This window comes from Arthrobacter sp. zg-Y20 (genome assembly GCF_030142075.1).
GTDB lineage: Bacteria > Actinomycetota > Actinomycetes > Actinomycetales > Micrococcaceae > Arthrobacter_B.
This window is the reverse complement of sequence record NZ_CP126241.1, coordinates 1,214,507-1,234,576: the sequence shown is the minus strand read 5'-3', so window position 1 is coordinate 1,234,576 and position 20,070 is coordinate 1,214,507. Positions and strand designations below refer to the sequence as shown.

At 68.6% G+C, this 20,070-nt stretch carries 17 protein-coding genes and 1 riboswitch; of the genes, 5 read left to right on the top strand and 12 right to left on the bottom strand.

From position 1 onward, the window contains the following. The gene (locus QNO06_RS05955) at positions 1-1,317 is read right to left on the bottom strand and encodes a bifunctional o-acetylhomoserine/o-acetylserine sulfhydrylase (protein WP_227913922.1); all 1,317 of its coding nucleotides are present in this window, start codon (positions 1,315-1,317) and stop codon (positions 1-3) included. Between the two features lie 89 nt (positions 1,318-1,406). Beyond that, positions 1,407-1,523: riboswitch (SAM riboswitch) on the bottom strand. A 161-nt stretch (positions 1,524-1,684) separates the two neighbouring features. Here QNO06_RS05955 and QNO06_RS05950 point away from each other — a divergent pair. From QNO06_RS05950 to QNO06_RS05940, 3 genes are all read left to right on the top strand, one after another. Then, positions 1,685-2,335: a VOC family protein gene (locus tag QNO06_RS05950; protein ID WP_227913921.1), complete on the top strand. Its 651-nt coding sequence runs from the start codon at positions 1,685-1,687 to the stop codon at positions 2,333-2,335. Between the two features lie 221 nt (positions 2,336-2,556). Beyond that, a complete protein-coding gene (locus QNO06_RS05945; RefSeq protein ID WP_227913920.1) occupies positions 2,557-3,495 on the top strand; it encodes a type IV toxin-antitoxin system AbiEi family antitoxin domain-containing protein in 939 nt (312 codons plus the stop codon). A 145-nt stretch (positions 3,496-3,640) separates the two neighbouring features. Further along, positions 3,641-4,471: an alpha/beta fold hydrolase gene (locus QNO06_RS05940; protein WP_227913919.1), complete on the top strand. Its 831-nt coding sequence runs from the start codon at positions 3,641-3,643 to the stop codon at positions 4,469-4,471. Between the two features lie 75 nt (positions 4,472-4,546). Here QNO06_RS05940 and QNO06_RS05935 read toward each other — a convergent pair whose 3' ends face one another. The 7 genes from QNO06_RS05935 to QNO06_RS05905 all read right to left on the bottom strand — a co-directional run bounded on the left by QNO06_RS05935 (position 4,547) and on the right by QNO06_RS05905 (position 13,790). Next, on the bottom strand, positions 4,547-6,412 hold the full coding sequence (locus QNO06_RS05935; RefSeq protein ID WP_227913918.1) for a glycoside hydrolase family 2 protein: 1,866 nt from the start codon (positions 6,410-6,412) through the stop codon (positions 4,547-4,549). Between the two features lie 2 nt (positions 6,413-6,414). Continuing rightward, positions 6,415-7,203, bottom strand: a complete 789-nt coding sequence (locus tag QNO06_RS05930; protein WP_442860185.1) for a CPBP family intramembrane glutamic endopeptidase — start codon at positions 7,201-7,203, stop codon at positions 6,415-6,417. Between the two features lie 43 nt (positions 7,204-7,246). Beyond that, a complete protein-coding gene (locus QNO06_RS05925; protein ID WP_227913916.1) occupies positions 7,247-8,500 on the bottom strand; it encodes an amidohydrolase family protein in 1,254 nt (417 codons plus the stop codon). Further along, positions 8,497-9,894 carry a formimidoylglutamate deiminase gene (locus tag QNO06_RS05920; protein WP_227913915.1) on the bottom strand — a complete coding sequence of 466 codons (1,398 nt, stop codon included), beginning with the start codon at positions 9,892-9,894 and terminating at the stop codon, positions 8,497-8,499. Before QNO06_RS05920 ends, QNO06_RS05925 begins: the two co-directional genes overlap by 4 nt. Continuing rightward, entirely contained in the window at positions 9,891-11,117 is a 1,227-nt protein-coding gene (locus QNO06_RS05915; protein ID WP_227913914.1) for an allantoate amidohydrolase, read from the bottom strand. Before QNO06_RS05915 ends, QNO06_RS05920 begins: the two co-directional genes overlap by 4 nt. 9 nt (positions 11,118-11,126) lie before the next feature. Continuing rightward, positions 11,127-12,812, bottom strand: coding sequence for a urocanate hydratase (gene hutU / locus QNO06_RS05910; protein WP_227913913.1), 1,686 nt, complete (start codon positions 12,810-12,812; stop codon positions 11,127-11,129). A gap of 153 nt (positions 12,813-12,965) precedes the next feature. Beyond that, positions 12,966-13,790: an IclR family transcriptional regulator gene (locus QNO06_RS05905; RefSeq protein ID WP_227913912.1), complete on the bottom strand. Its 825-nt coding sequence runs from the start codon at positions 13,788-13,790 to the stop codon at positions 12,966-12,968. A 181-nt stretch (positions 13,791-13,971) separates the two neighbouring features. On the opposite strand from QNO06_RS05905, the gene hutH reads away from it, so the two are divergent. Continuing rightward, positions 13,972-15,540, top strand: a complete 1,569-nt coding sequence (hutH, locus tag QNO06_RS05900) for a histidine ammonia-lyase (RefSeq protein ID WP_227913911.1) — start codon at positions 13,972-13,974, stop codon at positions 15,538-15,540. Positions 15,541-15,568: 28 nt separating this feature from the next. Beyond that, entirely contained in the window at positions 15,569-15,859 is a 291-nt protein-coding gene (locus QNO06_RS05895) for an acylphosphatase (protein ID WP_227913910.1), read from the top strand. A gap of 255 nt (positions 15,860-16,114) precedes the next feature. On the opposite strand, the gene QNO06_RS05890 is transcribed toward QNO06_RS05895, so the two are convergent. From QNO06_RS05890 to QNO06_RS05875, 4 genes are all read right to left on the bottom strand, one after another. Beyond that, positions 16,115-17,008 (bottom strand): hypothetical protein, encoded by an 894-nt coding sequence (locus QNO06_RS05890; RefSeq protein ID WP_227913909.1) that lies wholly within the window; start codon positions 17,006-17,008, stop codon positions 16,115-16,117. A 185-nt stretch (positions 17,009-17,193) separates the two neighbouring features. Next, positions 17,194-18,297 (bottom strand): NAD(P)/FAD-dependent oxidoreductase, encoded by a 1,104-nt coding sequence (locus QNO06_RS05885; RefSeq protein ID WP_227913908.1) that lies wholly within the window; start codon positions 18,295-18,297, stop codon positions 17,194-17,196. Continuing rightward, positions 18,294-19,100 carry a hypothetical protein gene (locus QNO06_RS05880; protein WP_227913907.1) on the bottom strand — a complete coding sequence of 269 codons (807 nt, stop codon included), beginning with the start codon at positions 19,098-19,100 and terminating at the stop codon, positions 18,294-18,296. The genes QNO06_RS05885 and QNO06_RS05880 overlap by 4 nt, the downstream gene beginning before the upstream one ends. Beyond that, positions 19,101-20,003: an aminoglycoside phosphotransferase family protein gene (locus tag QNO06_RS05875; protein WP_227913906.1), complete on the bottom strand. Its 903-nt coding sequence runs from the start codon at positions 20,001-20,003 to the stop codon at positions 19,101-19,103. Between the last annotated feature and the right edge of the window lie 67 nt (positions 20,004-20,070).

Below are 20,070 nucleotides of genomic sequence, written 5' to 3'. Positions count from 1 at the left end.
TCAGGCTCCCTTGGCGGCCCGGAAGCCGGCATCGAGGTCCGCCAGGATGTCATCGATGTGTTCAATGCCCACGGACAGCCGCACCAGCCCCGGGCTGACCCCTGCCGCCAGCTGCGCCTCGGCACCGAGCTGGCTGTGGGTGGTCGACGCCGGGTGGATGACCAGCGAGCGCACGTCCCCCACGTTGGCCACGTGGGAATGCAGTTCCAGTCCGTCGACAAACCGCTTCCCGGCGTCCACCCCGCCGTCGATCTCAAAGGACACAATCGCGCCGGTGCCGCGCGGACCATACTTGCGTCCGCGCTCAAACCAGGGACTGGATTCCAGACCCGCGTACGCCACCGAGACGACGTCGTCGTGCCCCTCGAGCCAGTTGGCAACGGCGACGGCGTTGGCTACGTGCCGCTCCACCCGCAGGCTCAGGGTTTCCAGTCCCTGCGCAATGAGGAACGCGTTGAACGGGGACACCGCCGAACCGAGGTCGCGCAGCAGCTGCACCCGGGCCTTGAGGATATAGGCCAGGTTGGCGCCCAGCGCACCGTTCACGCCCAGGTCCCGGGCATAGACCAGGCCGTTGTAGCTCTCATCGGGGGTGTTGAAGCCGGGGAACTTCTCCGGGTCGGCGGCGAAGTCGAAGTTGCCCGAATCCACGATCACCCCGGCAATGGAAGTCCCGTGCCCGCCGAGGTACTTGGTGGCCGAATGCACCACAATGTCCGCACCCCACTCAATCGGCCGGATCAGGTACGGCGTGGAGAGGGTGTTGTCCACAATCAGGGGAACGCCGGCGTCGTGCGCGACGGCGCTGATGCCCTCCAGGTCCAGCACGTCCTGCCGCGGGTTGGAGACCACCTCGCCGAAGAACGCCTTGGTGTTGGGCTGCACCGCTGCCCGCCACTGCTGAAGGTCATCCGGGTCCTGCACAAACGTGGTGTCGATCCCGAACTTCTTCAACGTGTGCCGAAGCAGGTTGTAGGTGCCGCCGTACAGGCTGGGACTGGCCACGATGTGGTCACCGGCATGGGCTACGTTGAGCAGCGCAAAGGTTTCCGCTGCCTGCCCCGAGGCCAGCAGCAGCGCGCCGACGCCGCCCTCCAGGGAAGCGATCCGGTTTTCCACCGCTTCCTGGGTCGGGTTGCCGATCCGGGTATAGATGGGTTCCAGTTCGGCCAGCGCGAACCGGTTCGCGGCGGCCTCAGCGCTGGGAAACACAAAGGACGACGTCTGATAGATCGGCAGGGCACGCGCGCCGGTGACGGCGTCGGGCTCCTGGCCTACGTGGATCTGGCGGGTTTCAAAAGACCAATCTGCACTCATGATGCTCCCTCATACCAGGGGCCGCACAACGCCGTCGTTCCGGTTTTGGGTACACGAACGTGCACACCGGAATTCCGGTAGGGCTGCGGGGCCCGCGCTTGCCGGACGCCCTCTTGGCGTACGGCCAGGTCTTCACCCGGGGCACCCCACCGCGGTTGGAGGGTTGCCGGCCAGCAAGCCGGGGCTATCTGCTGGCACTCATGACCTGCACCTATGAAAACCGATAGCCGGGCCCAGCGCAACCTTCATGACTTTGCGTGAAACCCGGTGGCGCCCCGATCCGCCGTTTCGCTTCCGCCGGCACTGAAATTGGCGGTAAGGAGGTCCTAAGTCGAGACGGTGGTCACAACGTGCCACAATGAGCCGCATGCGCTTGGATCATGTTTCTTACGCCTGTGAATCTGACGGTCTTTTGGCCACCACCGAGAGGATTGCTGCTGCCCTCGGCGCCGACTTCGTTAAGGGTGGCGTCCACCCCCGATTCGGTACCCGCAATATGATCCTCCCCCTGGCCAACAACCAGTACGTCGAGGTTGTGGAGGTGCTCAACCACCCGGCATCGGACAAGGCCCCCTTCGGCCAGGCCGTGCGCCAGCGCTCCGAATCCGGCGGCGGCTGGATGGGCTGGTGTGTTGCGGTGGATGACCTCTCGCCCTTCGAAGAGCGGCTGGGCCGTTCCTCCGTGCCGGGCAACCGGAAGTTTCCGGACGGCCAGGAGCTGACCTGGCAGCAGATCGGCATCAACGGCCTGATTGCCGATCCGCAGGTGCCCTACCTGCTGCGCTGGGATGACGGGACCGAGGCACTGCACCCGTCCAACGCCATTCCCGGCATGCCCGGCTCCGTGAAGCTGAGCTCGCTGACCATTGCCGGTTCCGCCGCCCGGGTCAGTGACTGGCTGGGCACCCGTGTCGAGGAGCCGCTGGACGGCCTGGGAGTCACCTGGATCGCTCCGGCCGGCACACCGGGCGTTATGTCGGTAACCTTCGACACCAGCAAGGGTCCCGTCGAGATCTAGGTTCGGGTGCCGCGTCCGGATTCCCGCGCCGCGTCCGGATTCCCGCGCCGCGTCCGGATTCCCGCGCCGCGCAGTGCGGGGATTGCCACAAAGTGCGGGCGTTGCCACAAAGTGCGGGGCTTCGGCCCGAGCACTCCTGCACGGGAGCACAGCCCTGCGGTTTTTCCACAACAGCGGGGTCTAGCCTCGCAGGCCTGCCTATGCCCACGCAGCCTCGGTGCATGGACCCGGAGCTCATTTTCACAGCCGACGCCGAAGCTTTCGGAACGGACCGGCGATCCCTGGCCCTGCGCTGCCGTGCAGGCCAACTCGTCCGGCTCCGTCCCGGCGTCTATGCGCAGGCAGACCAATGGCGGAATCTCTCCCCTTGGGAACAGCAACGGTTACGCGTCCGGGCAGCCGCGGAACAGGGTGACGGGCAACGGATTCTGATTCAGGAATCCGCCGCCGTTATGTGGGGGCTGCCCGTGATTGGCAATTCACGCGGAGTTCTGCTGCTGTCCGTACCGCCCAGGCATGGGCATAACCGTGGCGAACTCCGCTGGGCCGAACGTGCACTGTTGGAGCCGGTCACCACCCTGGACGGTGTGCCCCTGACTTCGAGGGCACAGACCGTAATAGACATGGCCGCCTACCTCCCCTTTGAGCAGGCTGTTCCGGCCATGGACCGGGTACTGCGTCCGGATCCTGCGCGGTTTGCCCTCACGAAGGATGAGCTGCGGGGATTGGCCCGGGCGCTGCCCGCCGCTGGAAAGCAGGCAAAAGCACAGCGGGTCATTGATTTTGCCGACGCACGCTCCGAGTCGGCAGGGGAATCATACTCGCGCGCAGTACTGCACCGGCAGGGTTTTCCCGTTCCGGAACTCCAGCACGAATTCCACACTTCAGCAGGACGTTTCCGGACCGACTTCTATTGGAAAGAACACGGTCTCGTAGGCGAGTTCGACGGCGCGGTGAAATACGGGGCCGCCGGCTCAGCTCTCGCGCCGTCCTGGGACACCCTGATGCGGGAAAAGCGCCGGGAAGACGCTATTCGGGAAACGGGCGCCGCCGTTATCCGCTGGTCCTGGCGTGACGTGGGCAGACCTCCGCAGCACCCGGAGTCCATGGCATGGCGACTGGCCCGGGCCGGGTTGCCCCAATCCCGCCGCAGGCACTGATTTCCCTGCCGGTTTGGGAAATCCCTGCCGGTTTGGGAAATCCCTCCGCTGCGCTGTGGCAGGGATTTCCCAAACCGGTTGAATTTTCCCAAACCGGAGCGACTCCGGCGCAGGAGGGAGATACCGCACCGGTAAGTTGGTCCGAATGGAAAGAATCACGGCACCGGATGGTGTGCAGATATGCGTGCAACTCGAAGGCGCCGGTGACCAGCCGCCTGTTCTGGTGCTTCCGGGCGGACCGTGCCGCGACCCGGCCTACCTTGTGGGCCTGGCCGGGCTGGCTGCCGTGCGTCCGCTTGCCGTTCTCCATCCCCGGGGAACCCCCGCGACCGGTGGACTGTCCCGCGGTTGGTGGAATGACGCGGCGGACGCCATCGCGGTTGCCGATGCGCTGGGCCTGCCCGGCTTCGATATCCTCGCCCACTCTGCAGGGACGCGCCTGGCCCTGGCGGCCGCTGCGCAGTTCCCCGGACGCGTCCGCTCAATGGCCCTGGTCACTCCAGCCGCAGCCTGGCTAACCGGCGCGGTGCACGACGGCCCTGATCTTGCCGCCCGCCGGTCCGAGCCGCTGGTCGACGCAGCCCTCACCTCGATGTCCGGGGTGCAGCCCGGCACGGAGGATGAGTTCCAGCATGCCCTGAAGGTGGAGGCCCCCGCCGGATATGCCCGCTGGGCAGCACCGGAGCGGCAGCACTCCTGCGTCGGGACGATGACCCTCGCCGCAGCATCGGCCTGGTTCAACCGGATCCCCGGCGACGCCGCCGCCCGGATCCTTGCCTCGCCGCAGCCGCCCACCTTGGTGGTGGGCGGCCAAGAGGACATCCTCTCCGGCGTCGGACCCGTCCGCGCGTATGCCAATGCCCTCGGCGCCGAGCTCGCATTCCTGCCCGACTGCGGACACTACCCCTGGATCGAGCAACCTGAAGCCTTCGTCCGGATCATGGAGGGCTGGCTGCGGATTCCCGCTGCCGGTTAGGGATTCTCCTGCCGGTTTGGGAAATCCCTCCGCTGCGCCGTGGCAGGGATTTCCCAAACCGGTCGATTTCTCTAACTAGGAACACGCAGCGCGGATCAGCCGGGCGTTGAGCTCCCGCACCGTGCCGGCATCGATCTTCAGCACGGCCCGGTCATAGGTGAGCAGGCCGTTGTCCTCGTCCTCGACGTCGGTCAGCTGGGTGTAGACCGTGGCCGCCAGGCCGCGGGCCACCGCGGGTTCGATCTGCCGCAGCATCAGCCGCCGGTACGCCCGTTTCAGAGCCGCGCGGCTCCGGAAGCTCCGGTAACCGTGCTCCTTGGCGTTGAACGTGTGGCCCGGGATGCGCAGGCTGTAGCCGCCGTATTCGGACAGTACGACGGCGCGGCCGCCCCGCAGCCAGCCCTTCCGCAGCCGGAACGGCACCACGTAGACGTGCACGCTCTTCAGGTCTCCCCCGCCCTGGTCATGCCAGCCGCTGGCGTGGTCGATGGTGCGGGTGGGGTCCAGCCGGCGCAGCAGGTGAGCGGCGGCATTGGCGTCAAACTGGCCCCAGCCCTCGTTGAACGGAACCCAGACGGCCAGGGATACCGCGTTCTGCAGCAGTTCCACGGTGCCGCGCAGTTCGGCCAGAAACTCTTGGCGCCCCTGCTCGTCGTCCCGTCCGAAGACCAGGTACGCGTCGTCGCTGCGGTGCGGCGCCCCGGCCGCCGGCGGCCTGATCACCGAGTTCCGGTAGGTGCTGCCGCCGTTGACCAGGTCCTGCCAGACCAGGATCCCCAGCCGGTCGCAGTGGTAATACCAGCGCAGCGGCTCAATCTTGATGTGCTTGCGCAGCATGGTGAAGCCCAGGTCCTTGGCGCGGCGGATGTCTGAGGCGAGCGCCGCGTCCGACGGCGCCGTGTAGAGCCCGTCCGGCCAGTAGCCCTGGTCCAGCAGCCCGGCATGGAAGTACGGACGGTCGTTGAGCAGCAGCCTCTGCCGCCCCTTCGCGTCGGGTCCCATGCCGACGGTCCGCAGCCCGGTGTAGCTTTGCACCCGGTCCACTTCGCGGCCGCCGTCGAGCAGCCGCACCTCAACGTCGTACAGGAACGGGTCATCGGGGGTCCACAGGTGCGGGTCCGGCACTCGGATACGCGAGGGCACACCGGGTACGACGGCGGCCTCGGCCACGGTGCGTCCGCCGGCGGAGAGGGTAACGAGGGCGGTCAGGTCCGGGCCTCGGCCTTCCGAAACGTCCACCGATCCGCCTTCCCCTGCACACGGCCCGGCACCGCCGTCGAGCAGCACCTTGATGTCCACAGACTCGAGGTCGGGGACCAGCGCCAGCCGCCCAACGCTGATCCGCGGCACCGATTCCAGCCACACGGTTTGCCAGATGCCGGACTGGGCGGTGTACCAGATCCCGCCGCGGTCCAGCTTTTGCTTGCCGCGGCTGTGGTGACCGGTGTCGCTGACATCCCGGACCCGGACCACAATTTCCTGCCCGGACTGCCCGGACTCCCCTTCCGGGACCAGGGCATCGGTGACGTCCAGCGTGAACGGCAGGTAGCCGCCCACGTGGCCGCCCACCGGTATCCCGTTAACCGTCACCGTGCAGCTCTGGTCCACGGCACCGAAGTGCAGCAGCACCCGCTCGCCGGCGAACCCCTCGGGCAGCCGGACCGTCCGGCGGTACCAAAGCGCCTGGTCGGGCTGCAACTGGCGGCCGACGCCGGACAACGGGGCCTCCGGAGAAAAGGGCACCAGGATCTGCCCCTCCCATGTGTCCGGCGGCTGCTGCGCCGCGGCGGGGGTTACGGCGTACTGCCAGTACCCGTTGAGGTTGAGGTAGCTGTCCCGGACCAGCTGCGGGCGCGGGTATTCCTGGAGCACCGCGTCCGGGTCCAGGGCCGATCCCCAGGCGGTCAGCAGTGCCACAGTGTCTCCATCTCCAGATGCCATTCTCAGTTTCCGATGCCGATGGCCGGGCCGAACAGCGCAAACCCGACAAAGCCCGTGATGTCCACCAGTGCGTGGGCAATGACCAGCGGCATCACGCGCCGGGTTTTGACGTAGACCGCACCGAAGAGCAGGCCCATCAGGAAATTGCCTATCCCGGGGCCGATGCCCTGGTACAGGTGGTAGCTGCCGCGGATCAGGGCGCTGGTGAGGATGATCGCCGGGGCACCCCAGCCCAGCTGCCGCAGCCGGGTGAACAGGTAGCCCACCACAACCACCTCTTCGAGCACCGCGTGCCGCACGGCGGAGAGGATGAGCACCGGCAGCGTCCACCAGTAAGTGTCCAGCGCAGCGGGAACCAGCGCGGTGGTGATCCCCAGCGCCCGGCCGGCCGCATACACGCCCAGGGTTCCGACGCAGATCACTGCCGCCAGCCCCACCCCCAGCAGGAAATCGCGCAGCGGCTTCTCGAAGGTGAACCCGATCCGGCGGAAAGCCGACTTACCGGGTTCGGTCAGCAGGAAGAGCACCAGCGCCACCGGAACCAGGGAGAAGAAGATCCCCAGCAGCTGGTACACCAGGTCGAACCAGGGCTGCTCGTCCAGCACCGGATTCAAGGTGGTGGTCTGCCCGCCCAGGGGCGCTTCAGTCGCCTTTTCGATCAGCTCGACGACGGCGTAAACCCCGGACCTGCCCAGGGACAGTCCGAGCACAATCAGGATTTCGAAGACCAGCATCCGCCGGGCCCGGGGATCCAGTGAACCGGCCGGGGCGGAAGGGGAGGCAGCACGCATGGTGTCCATTCTGCCGGACGGAGTGCATGCTCCGCCCCGTGGCTCAGCGCACCTGCTGCCCGGCCCGCCACACCGCTCCCGTGAGCGGCATGCCGGGCCGGTAGGCCAGGTGAGCTGCGGAGGGCGCGTTCAGCAGCTGCAAGTCCGCACGGTGCCCGACGGCGAGCGACCCCACCGCCCGCTGCCCGTCCCGGTCTTTCCCGGTGTGCATCCGAAGGGCCAGGGCTCCGCCGAAGGTGGCGGCCCGGAGCGCTTCCTGAACGGTGAGGCCCATTTGCAGCACGGCCGTGGCCACGCAGAAGTTCATCGAGCTGGTGTAGGAAGTGCCCGGATTGCAGTTGGAGGCGAGTGCCACCTGCACGCCGGCATCCAGCAGCTGCCGTGCCGGAGCCAGTGGTGCACGGGTGGACAGGTCGCACGCGGGCAGGCAGGTGGCCACCGTTCCGGGGACACCGGGAGCACCAAGCCCAACGCCGTTCCATTGTGCCCACGTCCCGGCAAGGGCATCGATGTCCTCGTCCGTCAGGTAATTCACGTGATCCACGCTTGCCGCCCCGAACTCGACGGCCAGGCGCACCCCGGCACCGTGGCCCAGCTGGTTGCCGTGCACCCGCAGCCCCAGGCCGGCGTCGCGGCAGGCCTGCAGCACCCGGCGGGACTGGTCCTCGGTAAAGGCGCCCACCTCGCAAAAGACGTCGGCCCACTGCACATACGGCAGCACGGCTTCAAGCATGCCGGTGCAGACCAGGTCCGTGTATTCCTCTGCATCAGCGCCGGCCGGAACCAGATGCGCGCCCAGGTAGGTCACCTGGTTCGCAACCGTGGACGCAATCCGGGCGTGCCGCCGCTCTTCCTCCACACCCAGCCCGTAGCCGGTCTTGGTTTCCAAATATGTAGTGCCGCCGGCTGCGGCCTCGGCAACGCGTGCCAGCAGCAGCCTGGTCAGCTCGTAATCCGAGGCGTCCCGGGTGGCGCCGGTGGTGACGGCGATGCCGCCGGCGGCGTAGGCCTCTCCCGCAATGCGCGCCTCGAACTCCGCGCCGCGGTCCCCTGCAAAAACCAGGTGCGTGTGGGAGTCCACCCATCCCGGCAACCCCGCCCGTCCGCCGGCGTCGACCACCACATCAGCGGCCGGCGCCGCCGAGGCCGCACCGATCCAGCTGATCCGGTCTCCCTCAAACACCACGGCGGCATCCCGCAGCACGGAACCGTCCGCTCCTCGGGACTGGTCCTGGGTGGAGAGCTCGCCGATGTTGGTGATCAGTGTTGCTGCCGTGGGCTGGGTGGATGCGCTCATGAGTCTTTCGTGGTTGCGGCGGGTGGCGTGCGGTGCCGGGACGAGTCCACGGCGGCGACGGCGGCTGACAGCAGAACGGCCGGGTCGCCCAGGCGGGTGTGCAGCCCGTTCCGGGCCAGGATGCGGCCGCCGACGACGACGGTGTGCACATCCGCGGCCGTAGCGGTAAGTGCCAGCTGGCCCGCCTCCGAACCGGCGGTACGGATGGTTCCTGGATCCACTGACATCAGATCACAGGTTTGTCCGACGGCCAGCCCGGGCGCCGGCCGTCCCTGCGCTTCTGCTCCGGCACGGGAAGCGGCAGTGTGCAAATCCGCCGGGGCAAAGCGGCCGCGTTTCCCGGAGCGGAGGCGTTCCCCGTGTTCCAGCGCCCGCATCTCCAGCCAGGGATCCACGACGGCGTGCTGGTCGGTGCCCAGCGCGATCCGGGCACCCGCATCGCGCAGCTGTGCCGCGGGGCCGATCCCGTCAGCCAGGTCCGCCTCCGTAGTGGGACACAGAACCACAGTTGCGCCGGCATTGCCGAGGACCGTGATGTCTTCGGCACCCAGATGGGTGGCATGAACCGCCGATAGCCGCCGGGTCACCAGTCCGTGCTTGGCCAGCAGCAGTGCCGGGGTGAGTCCGGTGGCTTCTACACAGGCTTCGTTCTCGGCTGGCTGTTCGGAGAGGTGGATGTGCAGCGGCAGGTCCGCGGGAAGGTTCCGGGAGATCAGTTCCAGTTCCTCCTCCGGAACACCGCGCACGGAGTGCAGCGCAGCGGCAACGCTGACCTGTGCGGGATCGAATTCTTCCGCGAACGCTTCCCGGAGGGAGGCCAGCCGCTGCAGCCAGGCGGCGCCGTCGCGGTCACCGAACCGCAGCTGGCCCCGGGTGAGCGGCGCGCCGAACCCGCCGGCCAGATAACAGGTATCCAGAAGCGTCAGCCGGATGCCTGCGGCGACGGCTGCCCGTGCCAGGGCACGCTCCATGGCATGCGCCTGCCCGTAGGGGCTGCCGTCCGGCCGGTGGTGGACATAGTGGAACTCGGCCACCGAGGTCCAGCCGGTGACCACCATTTCCGTGAACACCGCCGTAGCAAGCTGCCCGTACAGGTCCGGGGTCAGTGTGGCGGCGGCCTCGTACATCTGCTCGCGCCAGGTCCAGAAGCTGCCCGTGCCGGCGTCGTGCGTGCGGCCGCGCAGGATCCGGTGGAAGGCATGGGAGTGGGCATTCGACGCCGCCGGGAACGTCACTCCGGCCAGCCGGCAGTCACCCGCGCGGGCCGGGACGCCGGTTTCGGAACGTGTCACTGTTCCCAAGGCATCGACCTCCAGCCGGACACCGCCAACAACGCCCCCGTTGATCCAGCCCTGCTCGCACCAGAAGGACGCCTGCCGGTCCGGCGCACTCACAGCAGGTCCTGCAGCACATCCGCCAGGGCCGCCGCTCCGGCGTCGGCGTCGGCCTCCTCCACGTACTCCTCCGGCGAGTGGCTGATCCCGGTGGGATTGCGGACAAACAGCATGCCGGCGGGCACGTGCCCGGCAAGGATCCCGGCGTCGTGCCCGGCGCCGGTGGGCAGCACGGGCGCCCCCGGCAGCGACAGCTCCAGGCTGCGCCGCAGTTCGGCGTCGAAGTCCGTGGTCCCGGTCCAGGATTCCCGGGACAGGGAAACGGTGCAGCCCTCGAACGCGGCGATCTTCTGCGCCTTGCCGTGGATGGTATCCACCAGGTCCAGCGCGGCGGCGTCCTGCGGGTGCCGGGCGTCCAGCCACAGATCCACCCGGGAGGCGATGACGTTGGTGCCGCCGGGCACGGGTTCGATCCGTCCCACCGTGGCCCGGGCGCCTTCCACGCCGGACGCGGCCTGCTGCACCGCGAGGATGATCTGCGCGGCGGCCACCATGGGATCTGCGCGGTCCGCCATCGCAGTGGTTCCGGCGTGGTTGCCCTGCCCGGTTATGCTCATCCGCCAGCGGCCGTGGCCCAGGACGGACCCGCCGACGGCGACTCCCGGACCGCCGTCGCCCAGCCCCCTGCCCTGCTCCACGTGCAGTTCCACAAAGTCCCCGATGCGGGCAAGGGCCTGCCCGTCCCTGCCCAGCAGCTCCGGGTCCAGCCCGTTGGCGCGGGCTGCTTCGGCGAATGTGGTGCCGTCTGCGTCGCGCAGGTTCCGTGCCTTGTCGGGGTCGATCGCGCCGGTGAGCAGGCGCGAACCCAGGCAGGCCACACCGAAGCGGGACCCTTCCTCTTCCGGGAACACGGCAATGGCCAGGGACCGGCGGGGCTCGACGCCGCGGCTGCGCAGGATGTCGACGGCGGCGAGCGCCGAGGCCACTCCCAGTGGTCCGTCGAAGGCTCCGCCACCGGGCACGGAATCCAGGTGGCTGCCGGTAACCAGGGCGCCTTCCTGCGGTTGCCCCCACCAGGCCCAGAGGATCCCGTTGCGGTCGGTTTCCACCGGCAGGCCGCGCCGTTCCGCCTCCACGGCAAACCACCCGCGCAGGTCCAGCTCCGCGGTGGAAAACACGGGGCGCGAGTAGCCGCCACGGCGGGGGTCCCGCCCAACGTCCTGGATGGATCCAAGCAGGGAAATGACGCTGGGGATGATCTTGTCCGTGTACCTATCCCTCATCGGCCCGGCCTATTCGTTCATGGGGATCCGGATACCGCGCTCCGCGGCAACCCGGTTCGCCTGGTCGTACCCGGCGTCGGCGTGGCGGATCACCCCGGTACCCGGATCATTGGTCAGCAGCGTTTCCAGCTTCCGGGCGGCCAACTCGGTGCCGTCGGCCACGCCCACCTGGCCGGCGTGGATGGACCGGCCGATGCCCACGCCGCCGCCGTGGTGCAGTGACACCCAGGTGGCCCCGGAGGCCGTGTTGAGCAGGGCGTTGAGCAGGGGCCAGTCCGCGACGGCGTCTGACCCGTCCGCCATGGCCTCGGTCTCCCGGTATGGGGACGCAACCGAACCGGAATCCAGGTGGTCGCGGCCAATGACGATCGGGGCGCTGACCTTGCCTTCGGCGACCAGGGAGTTGAACAGCAATCCGGCCTTGGCCCGGTCCCCGTAGCCCAGCCAGCAGATGCGGGCGGGCAGCCCTTCGAACTCGACGTGCTCCGCGGCGGCGTCGAGCCAGCGGTGCAGGCGGGTGTTCTCCGGGAAGAGCTCCTTCATGGCCGCGTCCGTGACCGCAATGTCCTGCGGATCACCGGAGAGCGCCACCCAGCGGAACGGTCCCATCCCCTCGCAGAAGAGCGGGCGGATGTAGGCGGGAACGAAGCCCGGAAACTCAAACGCACGGGCATAACCGCCCTGGCGTGCCTCGTCGCGGATGGAGTTGCCGTAGTCGAACACCTCGGCACCGGCGTCTTGGAAACCGACCATGGCAGCAACATGGCGGGCCATGGATTCGCGGGCCTTCTTGGTGAAGCCCTCGGGGTCCGCAGCAGCCTCCGCGGCCCAGTGTTCCACTGGCATTCCGGCCGGCAGGTAGCTCAGCGGATCGTGTGCGGAGGTCTGGTCCGTGACGATGTCCACGCTGATCTCCCCGGCCTGCTGCCGGCGCAGCAGTTCTTCGAAGACTTCCGCGGCGTTTCCCACCAGCCCCACGGACAGCGCCCGCTTCTCCGCCTTGGCTGCCATCACCTTGGCGACGGCGGTGTCCAGGTCCGTCTCCACCTCCTGCAGGTACCGCTTGCCGGCCCGGCGGCGGAGGCGGGTTTCGTCGACGTCGACAATCAGCACCGCTCCCCCGTTCAGGGTCACTGCCAGCGGCTGGGCACCGCCCATGCCGCCGCAGCCGCCGGTCAGGGTCAGGGTGCCGGCCAGGGTGGCGTTTTCATCCTTGAACAGTTTGCGGGCGACGGCGCCGAAGGTCTCGTAGGTGCCCTGCAGGATGCCCTGGGTGCCGATGTAGATCCAGGATCCGGCAGTCATCTGCCCGTACATCATCAGCCCCTCAGCCTCCAGCCGGCGGAACTCTGGCCAGGTGGCCCAGTCCCCCACCAGGTTGGAGTTGGCGATCAGGACCCGCGGTGCCCACTCGTGGGTGCGGAACACGCCTACGGGTTTGCCGGACTGGACCAGCATGGTCTCGTCATCCGCCAGCGTGGCCAGGGTGCGGATGATCGCGTCATAGGCTTCCCAGCTGCGCGCTGCCCGGCCGGTACCGCCGTAGACCACCAGGTCTGCAGGCCGTTCGGCCACTTCGGGGTCCAGGTTGTTCATCAGCATGCGCAGGGGCGCCTCGGTCTGCCAGCTCTTGGCCGTCAGTGCGGTGCCGCGCGGTGCCCGGATCAGCCGGGCCGGATCGGAGGTGGTTGCCATAGCCCCGACCGTAACCGAGGGGGCCCGGACCGGGCGCTGCTCCGGCGGCAATGTCTGGGATCCCAGACCCGTCCAGGCTGGCCCTCGACCCGTCCCAGCCGGTCCCGGGAGCTACGTTCCGGCAGCTAGGTCCCGGCAGCTAGGTCCCGGCAGCTAGGCCCTGGCGGTGCCGCCCAGCCGCCGGGAAATTTCGGCAGCGCAGCGGGTTAGGCCCGGCAGGTGGCGTTCGGCCAGAACGGCCAGGCTGCCACCGGTTCCCTCCGCCGTTTCCCCGTCCGTCCGGCCAGCCGGAGCGTGGTCCCGGTTGTCTGCGGTCACGGTAACGCTGGCAACGGCGTGTCCGGCCCGGTCCAGCACCGGCACGGCAAGGGAGGAGAATCCCTCCGTAACCTCGTTCTCTTCCCAGGCATAACCGCGCTCCCGCATCTGTGCCAGCAGGCCGGGCAGGCCCGTTCCACCGGCGCGGGAGGAACGCACCGCCGCAGGATCCGGATACAGCGCCCTGAGCTGGGCACCGGTCATCTGCCCCAGCAGCGCCCTGCCGCTGGCGGTGCGGTGGGCCGGAAGCCGCACACCGGCGTCGGTCACGAGCGGTGGCTGCCGGGGCGCCCGTTCTTCGACCACATAGATCACATCGGTGCCCTGCAGCACCGCCAGATGCGCTGTAGCGCGGCACTGCGCGGCCAGTTTCCGCAGCGGAAACCGTCCGATACGCTGCAGCGGTGCCTGCCTGGCATAGCCGGTCCCCAACTCGTGGGCGGTGGCACCCAGGGCGTACTTGCGTTCCTCGGGCAGGTGGACGGCGAAACCGTCCGCGGCCAGGGCGGCGAGCAGGTGGTACGTGGTGGACCGCGGCAGGGACAGGTCCCGGGCGACGGCGGCGGCACTCACCGGCCCGGCCTGGGTACCCAGATAACGGAGGATGGCCAGGACCTGGGCCGCAGCGGGAACCTGGACGCGCGAATAGCTGGCGGACATGCGCCGAGTCTAGGGCAGCGTCTGGTATCCCAGAAACACAATCCTGCCCGGAGGTAGGCTCGGCACCGAACTGGTGCTGGGATAGAGGTGCCGGTACAGGCATGCTGGAACAGAGGTGCCGGGACAGGAATGCCCCGGCACTGTGGATGACGGAGAGTTTTCTCCGCGAGGACGGAGATACATGGACATCATTTCCCGGGCGGCCGTTGAACTGGGGGCCGGTCCGCTGAGCGGCGGAGACATCGTGGCCGTGGCCCGCGGGGGCGCAGAGGTTGCCCTCTCCCCCGAGGCCCTGGCCGCGATGGCATCCTCACGCGGTGTGATTGAAAGCCTCGCCGCAGACGAGAAACCGCATTACGGGGTATCCACCGGTTTTGGCGCCCTGGCGGTCAAGCAGATCCCGCCGGAGCAGCGCACCCAGCTGCAGCGCTCCCTGATCCGCAGCCATGCGGCGTCGTCCGGTGCGGAAGTGGACCGCGAGGTCATCCGGGCCTTGATGCTCAACCGCCTCTCCACCTTGGCCACCGGCCGCACCGGCGTCCGCCCGGAGGTGGCGCTCGCCTATGCCGGTCTCCTGAATGCCGGGATCACCCCCGTGGTGGGTGAGTACGGCTCACTGGGATGCTCCGGCGACCTGGCGCCCCTGTCCCACTGCGCCCTGGCGCTGATGGGCGAGGGCGAGGTCCGCACCCGGGACGGCCGCCTGGTTCCCGCAGCCGCGGGTTTGGCCGAGGCCGGCCTGGAACCGGTCCTGCTGCAGGAAAAGGAAGGCCTGGCGCTGATCAACGGCACCGACGGCATGCTGGGGATGCTGACGCTGGCTATTGCGGACCTGCACCGGCTGCTGGCCATCGCGGACCTGGCGGCGGCAATGAGCGTTGAGGGGTTGCTGGGCAGCGATGCCGTGTTCGCTGCGGACCTCCAGGCGCTGCGGCCCCAGTCCGGACAGGGCGAGTCCGCCGCGAACATCCGGGCGGTCCTGGCCGGGTCGGCCCTGATCGAAGAACAGAAGACCGGCGGCTTCACCCGGGTGCAGGATGCCTACTCGCTGCGCTGCGCCCCGCAGGTGCACGGCGCGGCCCGGTCCACCCTGGGCCACGCCGAATCGGTGGCTGGCGCGGAGCGTGCCTCGGCCATCGACAACCCCGTGGTGACCGTGGACGGACGGCTGGAATCGAACGGCAACTTCCACGGCGCCCCGGTAGCCTATGTGCTGGATTTCCTGGCCATCGCCGTTGCGGACGTGGCGTCCATGAGCGAGCGGCGCACCGACCGTTTCCTGGACCGGTCCCGCAGCCATGGCCTCAACGCCTTCCTGGCCCATGATCCGGGAGTGGATTCCGGCCACATGATCGCCCAGTACACGCAGGCCGGCATCGTGTCCGAACTCAAGCGCCTGGCCGTGCCCGCTTCGGTTGACTCTATTCCTTCCTCCGCCATGCAGGAGGACCACGTGTCCATGGGCTGGGCGGCCGGCCTGAAGCTGCGCCGCTCCCTGGACGGACTGACCCGGGTGCTGGCCATCGAACTGCTGACCTCGGCCCGGGCCCTGGACATGCGCGACGGCGGTCTGGCCGCCCCTCGTTCGGCTCCTGCCGTTACGGCCGTGCGCTCTGCCATCCGTGCCGTGGTTCCGGGGCCGGGCCCGGACCGTTACCTGGCACCCGAGATTGAAGCGGTGCGGGTCCTGGTCGACGACGGCTCTTTGCTGGCCGCTGCGGAGGAACGGATCGGAGCCGGCCTGCTGTGAGCTGCTCCGCCGGGACTACGCTGGGCGGATGAATCAGGAACAGGAACAGACCCGCCGGCTTACCGCCGTCGTCACCGGTGAGGTGCAGGGAGTGGGATTCCGCTACCGGACCATGCAGCAGGCCACGCGGCTTGGCCTCACGGGAGTGGTGTCCAATAACCGGGACGGCTCGGTACTGGTGATTGCCGAGGGCAGCGGCCCGGCCCTGGACGGACTGCGGGCATTCCTTCAGGGTCCCGAGGCGCCCGGGGCGGTAACCGGGGTGGAAGAACGGTTTTCCGAGGCCACCGCGGAATTCCGGGAGTTCCGGGCACAATAGGTTCCCGGCACCGGGCCTGCCCCCATAGGTAAGCCCCGGGGAACCAGAAGTTAAAAGGAAAACGCCGGCAGACTTGGGGTTGGTTGGGGGAAACAACCCTAGTCTGCCGGCGTCCGGACCGGTCACTACTCGGTCCATTCATCACTCGCACCCTTATGAGGTACTAATTACGATAAGCGGCCCGTCTGGGTAGGTGCTGAAGAGAACCTGACAACTACCTGAGTATCCGAAGGGGTCCGGGACTGTGCTGCGCGCTTAGGCCGCCGAAACCAATTCGCGGAGCCGGGCCACTGTAGCGGCACGGTCCGGGGCTGCCGTGAGCCCGCAGGCCGGGGCGCCGGAAAGGCGCGGCAATACATCCTGCTGGGCGGTACGGATTCCCGGAACGTTCATCAGCGGCGCCTTCCCAGCGGCGGTTCCTGCGGAGCCGGTTGCCCCTCCTTTTACCGGAGAAGGCGCAGCGGACGCTTTGGCGTTTCCTGCAGCGGCACCGGATCCAGCACCTTTGCCGGCCGAACCGGACTTCTTGCCTCCGGTGGTCTTCTTCGGTGCAGTGTTTGCCGGGCTTCCGGCAGCGCGCGAAGCGGCGGGGCGGGACTTGCCTGCCTGGGCTTTCTGCGGCTGGGCGGGCTGCTTCGGGCCGGACTTCTTTTTGGTAGCGGACTTGTTGACCGCCGATTTGGTTGCGGTCTTGGCCGGCGCAACCATGGCAGCGGCGGCGACAGCGGACTTCTCTGCCACGGCGGCTGCGGTCAGGGCAGCGGTTCGTGCCGCGAGGGCTGCGGCCACGTCCAGGGCGTCTACATTCTGCGGCATGCGCACGGCGGGGCGGCCGGCAGGAGCTGCAGGCCGCAGCGCGGCCATGATTTCCTCGGTGGCAGACCGGGTGGTGTCAACGAAAACGGCTGCGGCGTTGTCTTCGGGAACGGTTTCAACGCGCTGGCGTGCCGCCCGGGTGACGAACCGGTAGATTGCCGAGACCACTACGAGCAGGGCACCGCCGGTGGTGTAGAGCAGGATCAGTGAGAAGGCCAGGGAGGTGGTGCCGCCGGAAAAGAACCCCAGCCCGATGACGGCCGCAATCAGCCACAGCGTACTAAGAATTGTCAGGATGGAACGGACCCGGATGTAGAGCGGACGCTGCTGCACACCAACGACTTTTGGCGGCAAGAATTCTGGCACTGAGACTGACCTTTCGGGCACTGATTTTGGAGATGTTCCGGAGTTTCGGCCGGAGAAGCTTGGTACTACAACTCTAGGCATCGATCGGCCGCCTAAAGACCATACGGGCGGCCCTTGGCTGATTCGTTACGTGCCAAGCAGTGAGATCTTCGTCACACTTTGTGCCGGGCGGGGCTGAGGGCCCGGGAGGCACTGTTTTCCCCGGCCGCACCGCTGATGATTCCGGCTGCCAATTCGGCAATAGCGGACGATGTTTGGAAGCCGTAACCGCCCTGGCCGGCCAGCCAGAACAACCCCGGAACCGCAGCATCCCAGCCGACTACGGGCACGCCGTCGGCCGCTTCCGTCCGCAGCCCGGTCCAGGCCCGGAACACGGCCGAGATACCCATGGTGGTGACGCTGTTCACCAAGTCGATCAGGGCCTGCACGTCCTCCGGACGGTGCCGGGCGTCCTCCGGAACGCTGGGCTCGCTTTCCGACGGCGAGATCAGCACCCGGGTGCCTTCGGGCCGGTAGTAGAAGCGGTCTGCGGCGTCGGCCACCATGGGCGCTCCCGGCTCCAGCGGCCGTTCGACGTCGACGACGGCGGCCGTCCTCCGGTAGGGAGTGAGCCCCTGGGGGCGGGCCCCGAAAAGACCGGCGACGCCGTCGGCCCATGCTCCGGCTGAGTTGACCACCACAGGCGCGGTGAACCGCGTCTCCTCGGCCGAAACCATCCAGGCCCCGTCGGCCGCCCGGCGTGCGGCATCGACCCGCCGGCCGGTGACCACCTGTCCGCCTGCTGCCAGCAGGCGGGCGCGGTGGTACTCCAGCAGGGCATCTGTATTGCAGGCCACCGAGGTGGTGTCCAGACCTGCGGCCGTGAAGGATCCGGGCTTCAATTCCGGTGCCAGGGCCAGTGCCTCGGCGGGCATCACGGGATGCATGTGCGAGCTGGCCCGGTCCCGCACGGCTTCTTCATCGCCCACCAGCAGGAAGCTCCGGGGCGTGAGGATGGGCTGCGGCAGTCCGGCTTCGGCCGCCCGGATCAGCGCAAGCGTACGCAGGGTCAGGTCCTGGACCACCTGCGGTCCGTAGCTGGGGATCAGCTGCCGCGCCGAGCGGGAGGACGTGTGGTAGCCCAGCGTGGGTTCAGCCTCTGCCAGCACCACGGCCGCACCGTGGCCGGCAGCAAGTTCTGCTGCCAACGAGAGGCCGGCGATCCCGCCGCCAATAACCAGGATGTCGGAGGTGAGGTGTTCTGCCGCTGCGGTCACGGGAGCCTTTCTGCTGCGTCGATCCGTTCCACGGTAATAAGGGTTGCGTCGTCCGCGCTCTCGCCGGTTTCACGCTGCCGGCGGCGCAGCTCCAGCAGCATCTCCTGCGCGGCGACGGCGGAGCGGCAGGCGTGCAGGAAGCCGCCCGCACCGTCCACTATGCCCAGGTCCACTGCCCGCCACGCGCCGTCGGAGGCCAGGACAACGCGCCGGGGTGCGGGCAGCTGCACTGTGCGGGCATGCCGGGCCGCTTCCGGCTCCCGGCGGGCCACCCACAGCCGTCCGGGAGTGTTGCGCAGCTCCCTGTCCCGGATCAACTGCTCCCGTTCGCCTGCGGCATCGTCAAAGTGCAGCACCCGCAGGTCTGCGGGCTCGTGGGTGACGTGGACCAGGGAGGCGTCCTCGAGTTCCACCACCGCATGGCAGTCCGCCAAGGCCACGATCTCCACGCCGTCCTCGGTCAGCTGCGCCAGACAGATGGCTGCGGACGGGAACCGGGCCCGCTCCTCCCCTGCCACCTCCTGCGCCAGGGTATCCATCCGGGCCAGTGCATCGGCCAGTACCTGCTCCCCCGATCCGGCGCCGTGCCCGGCCTCCGGAGCCGCGGCGGCTTCGGTCAGCAGCAGATCCAGCCGGCGCGCATACCAGGAGGGGTCCGACGGTCCGGGCAGTCCGAGCTGCGGCAGCAGCGGCGTCGCACCGTCCACCACCCAGGCACTCGCTCCGGCATAACCGCAGATATCTTCCTGCACATGGCCGTCGCCCTCAATCGAAATGCGGACTGCGTTCCGCCAGGTCGCCATCTAGTCCGTCTCTTCGCGGTCGCCGGTGAGGATTTCCATCAGGGTTTCCGAGCCCACCAGGTTCAGGCCCGGGGCGTCGTCGGAATTGGCCAGCAGGATGGTGGCAATGCAGATCGCCCAGCCCCGGGCGCGGTCCCAGATGTAAGGATCGGCTGCGTACTGCCGGCCCAGGGCGTTGCGGAACGCGGACCGGCCATCGGCGTCGAACACCAGCCAGGCGGTGGCCAGGTCGGTGGCCGGATCCCCGGCGGTCATGTCCCCGAAATCAATGACCGCCTGCAGCGCCTCGTCTTTGGAGACGAGATTCGCGGCATGCAGGTCACCGTGCAACCACAGCGGCGGGCCTGGCCAGGCCGGGATCTGCTGTGCCTCGTCCCATAGCTCCCGGACCCGGGCCGCATGCGGGACCATACCGGAGTCCAGCCGCTGCAGCACCGACTCATACCGGCTGGAAAGCGGGCCGCCGCGGTACGGATTGCGCGGGTAGTCCGCCGGCGCCGGCCGGTGGAACGCGTTGAGGAAGCCGGCGAGCCCGGTGGCCAGGGCAACGTTGCGGTCCCGCGGCTGCAGGGAGACGTCCTGTCCGTCGAACCAGCGGGTGATGCTCCACGGCCACGGGTACAGCTCGCACGCCGTGCCGCAGAAGACGGGGGCCGACGTCGGCACCGGAACGTCCGCCGTCAGTTCCGGCAGCCAGCGCTGTTCGTTGGCGGTCAGTCCGACTGCGGACCGTCGGCGCGGGAGCCGGATGGCGTAGTCGGTGCCGAGCCGGTAGATGTGGTTGTCCCAGCCGCTGCCCTCCTGCCGGAGTTCCAGACCGGAGAGATCCGGACGCTGTTCCTGCACCAGCTGCCGGACCAGGGCGGGGTCGGCTGCAATATCGGCAGCGGGAAGGTTGGCCATGCCGCCAGAGTACCCGGCAGCTGTGTCGACGGTCACGTTGGTGACGCGGCCGCCGCATTCCTCCCGT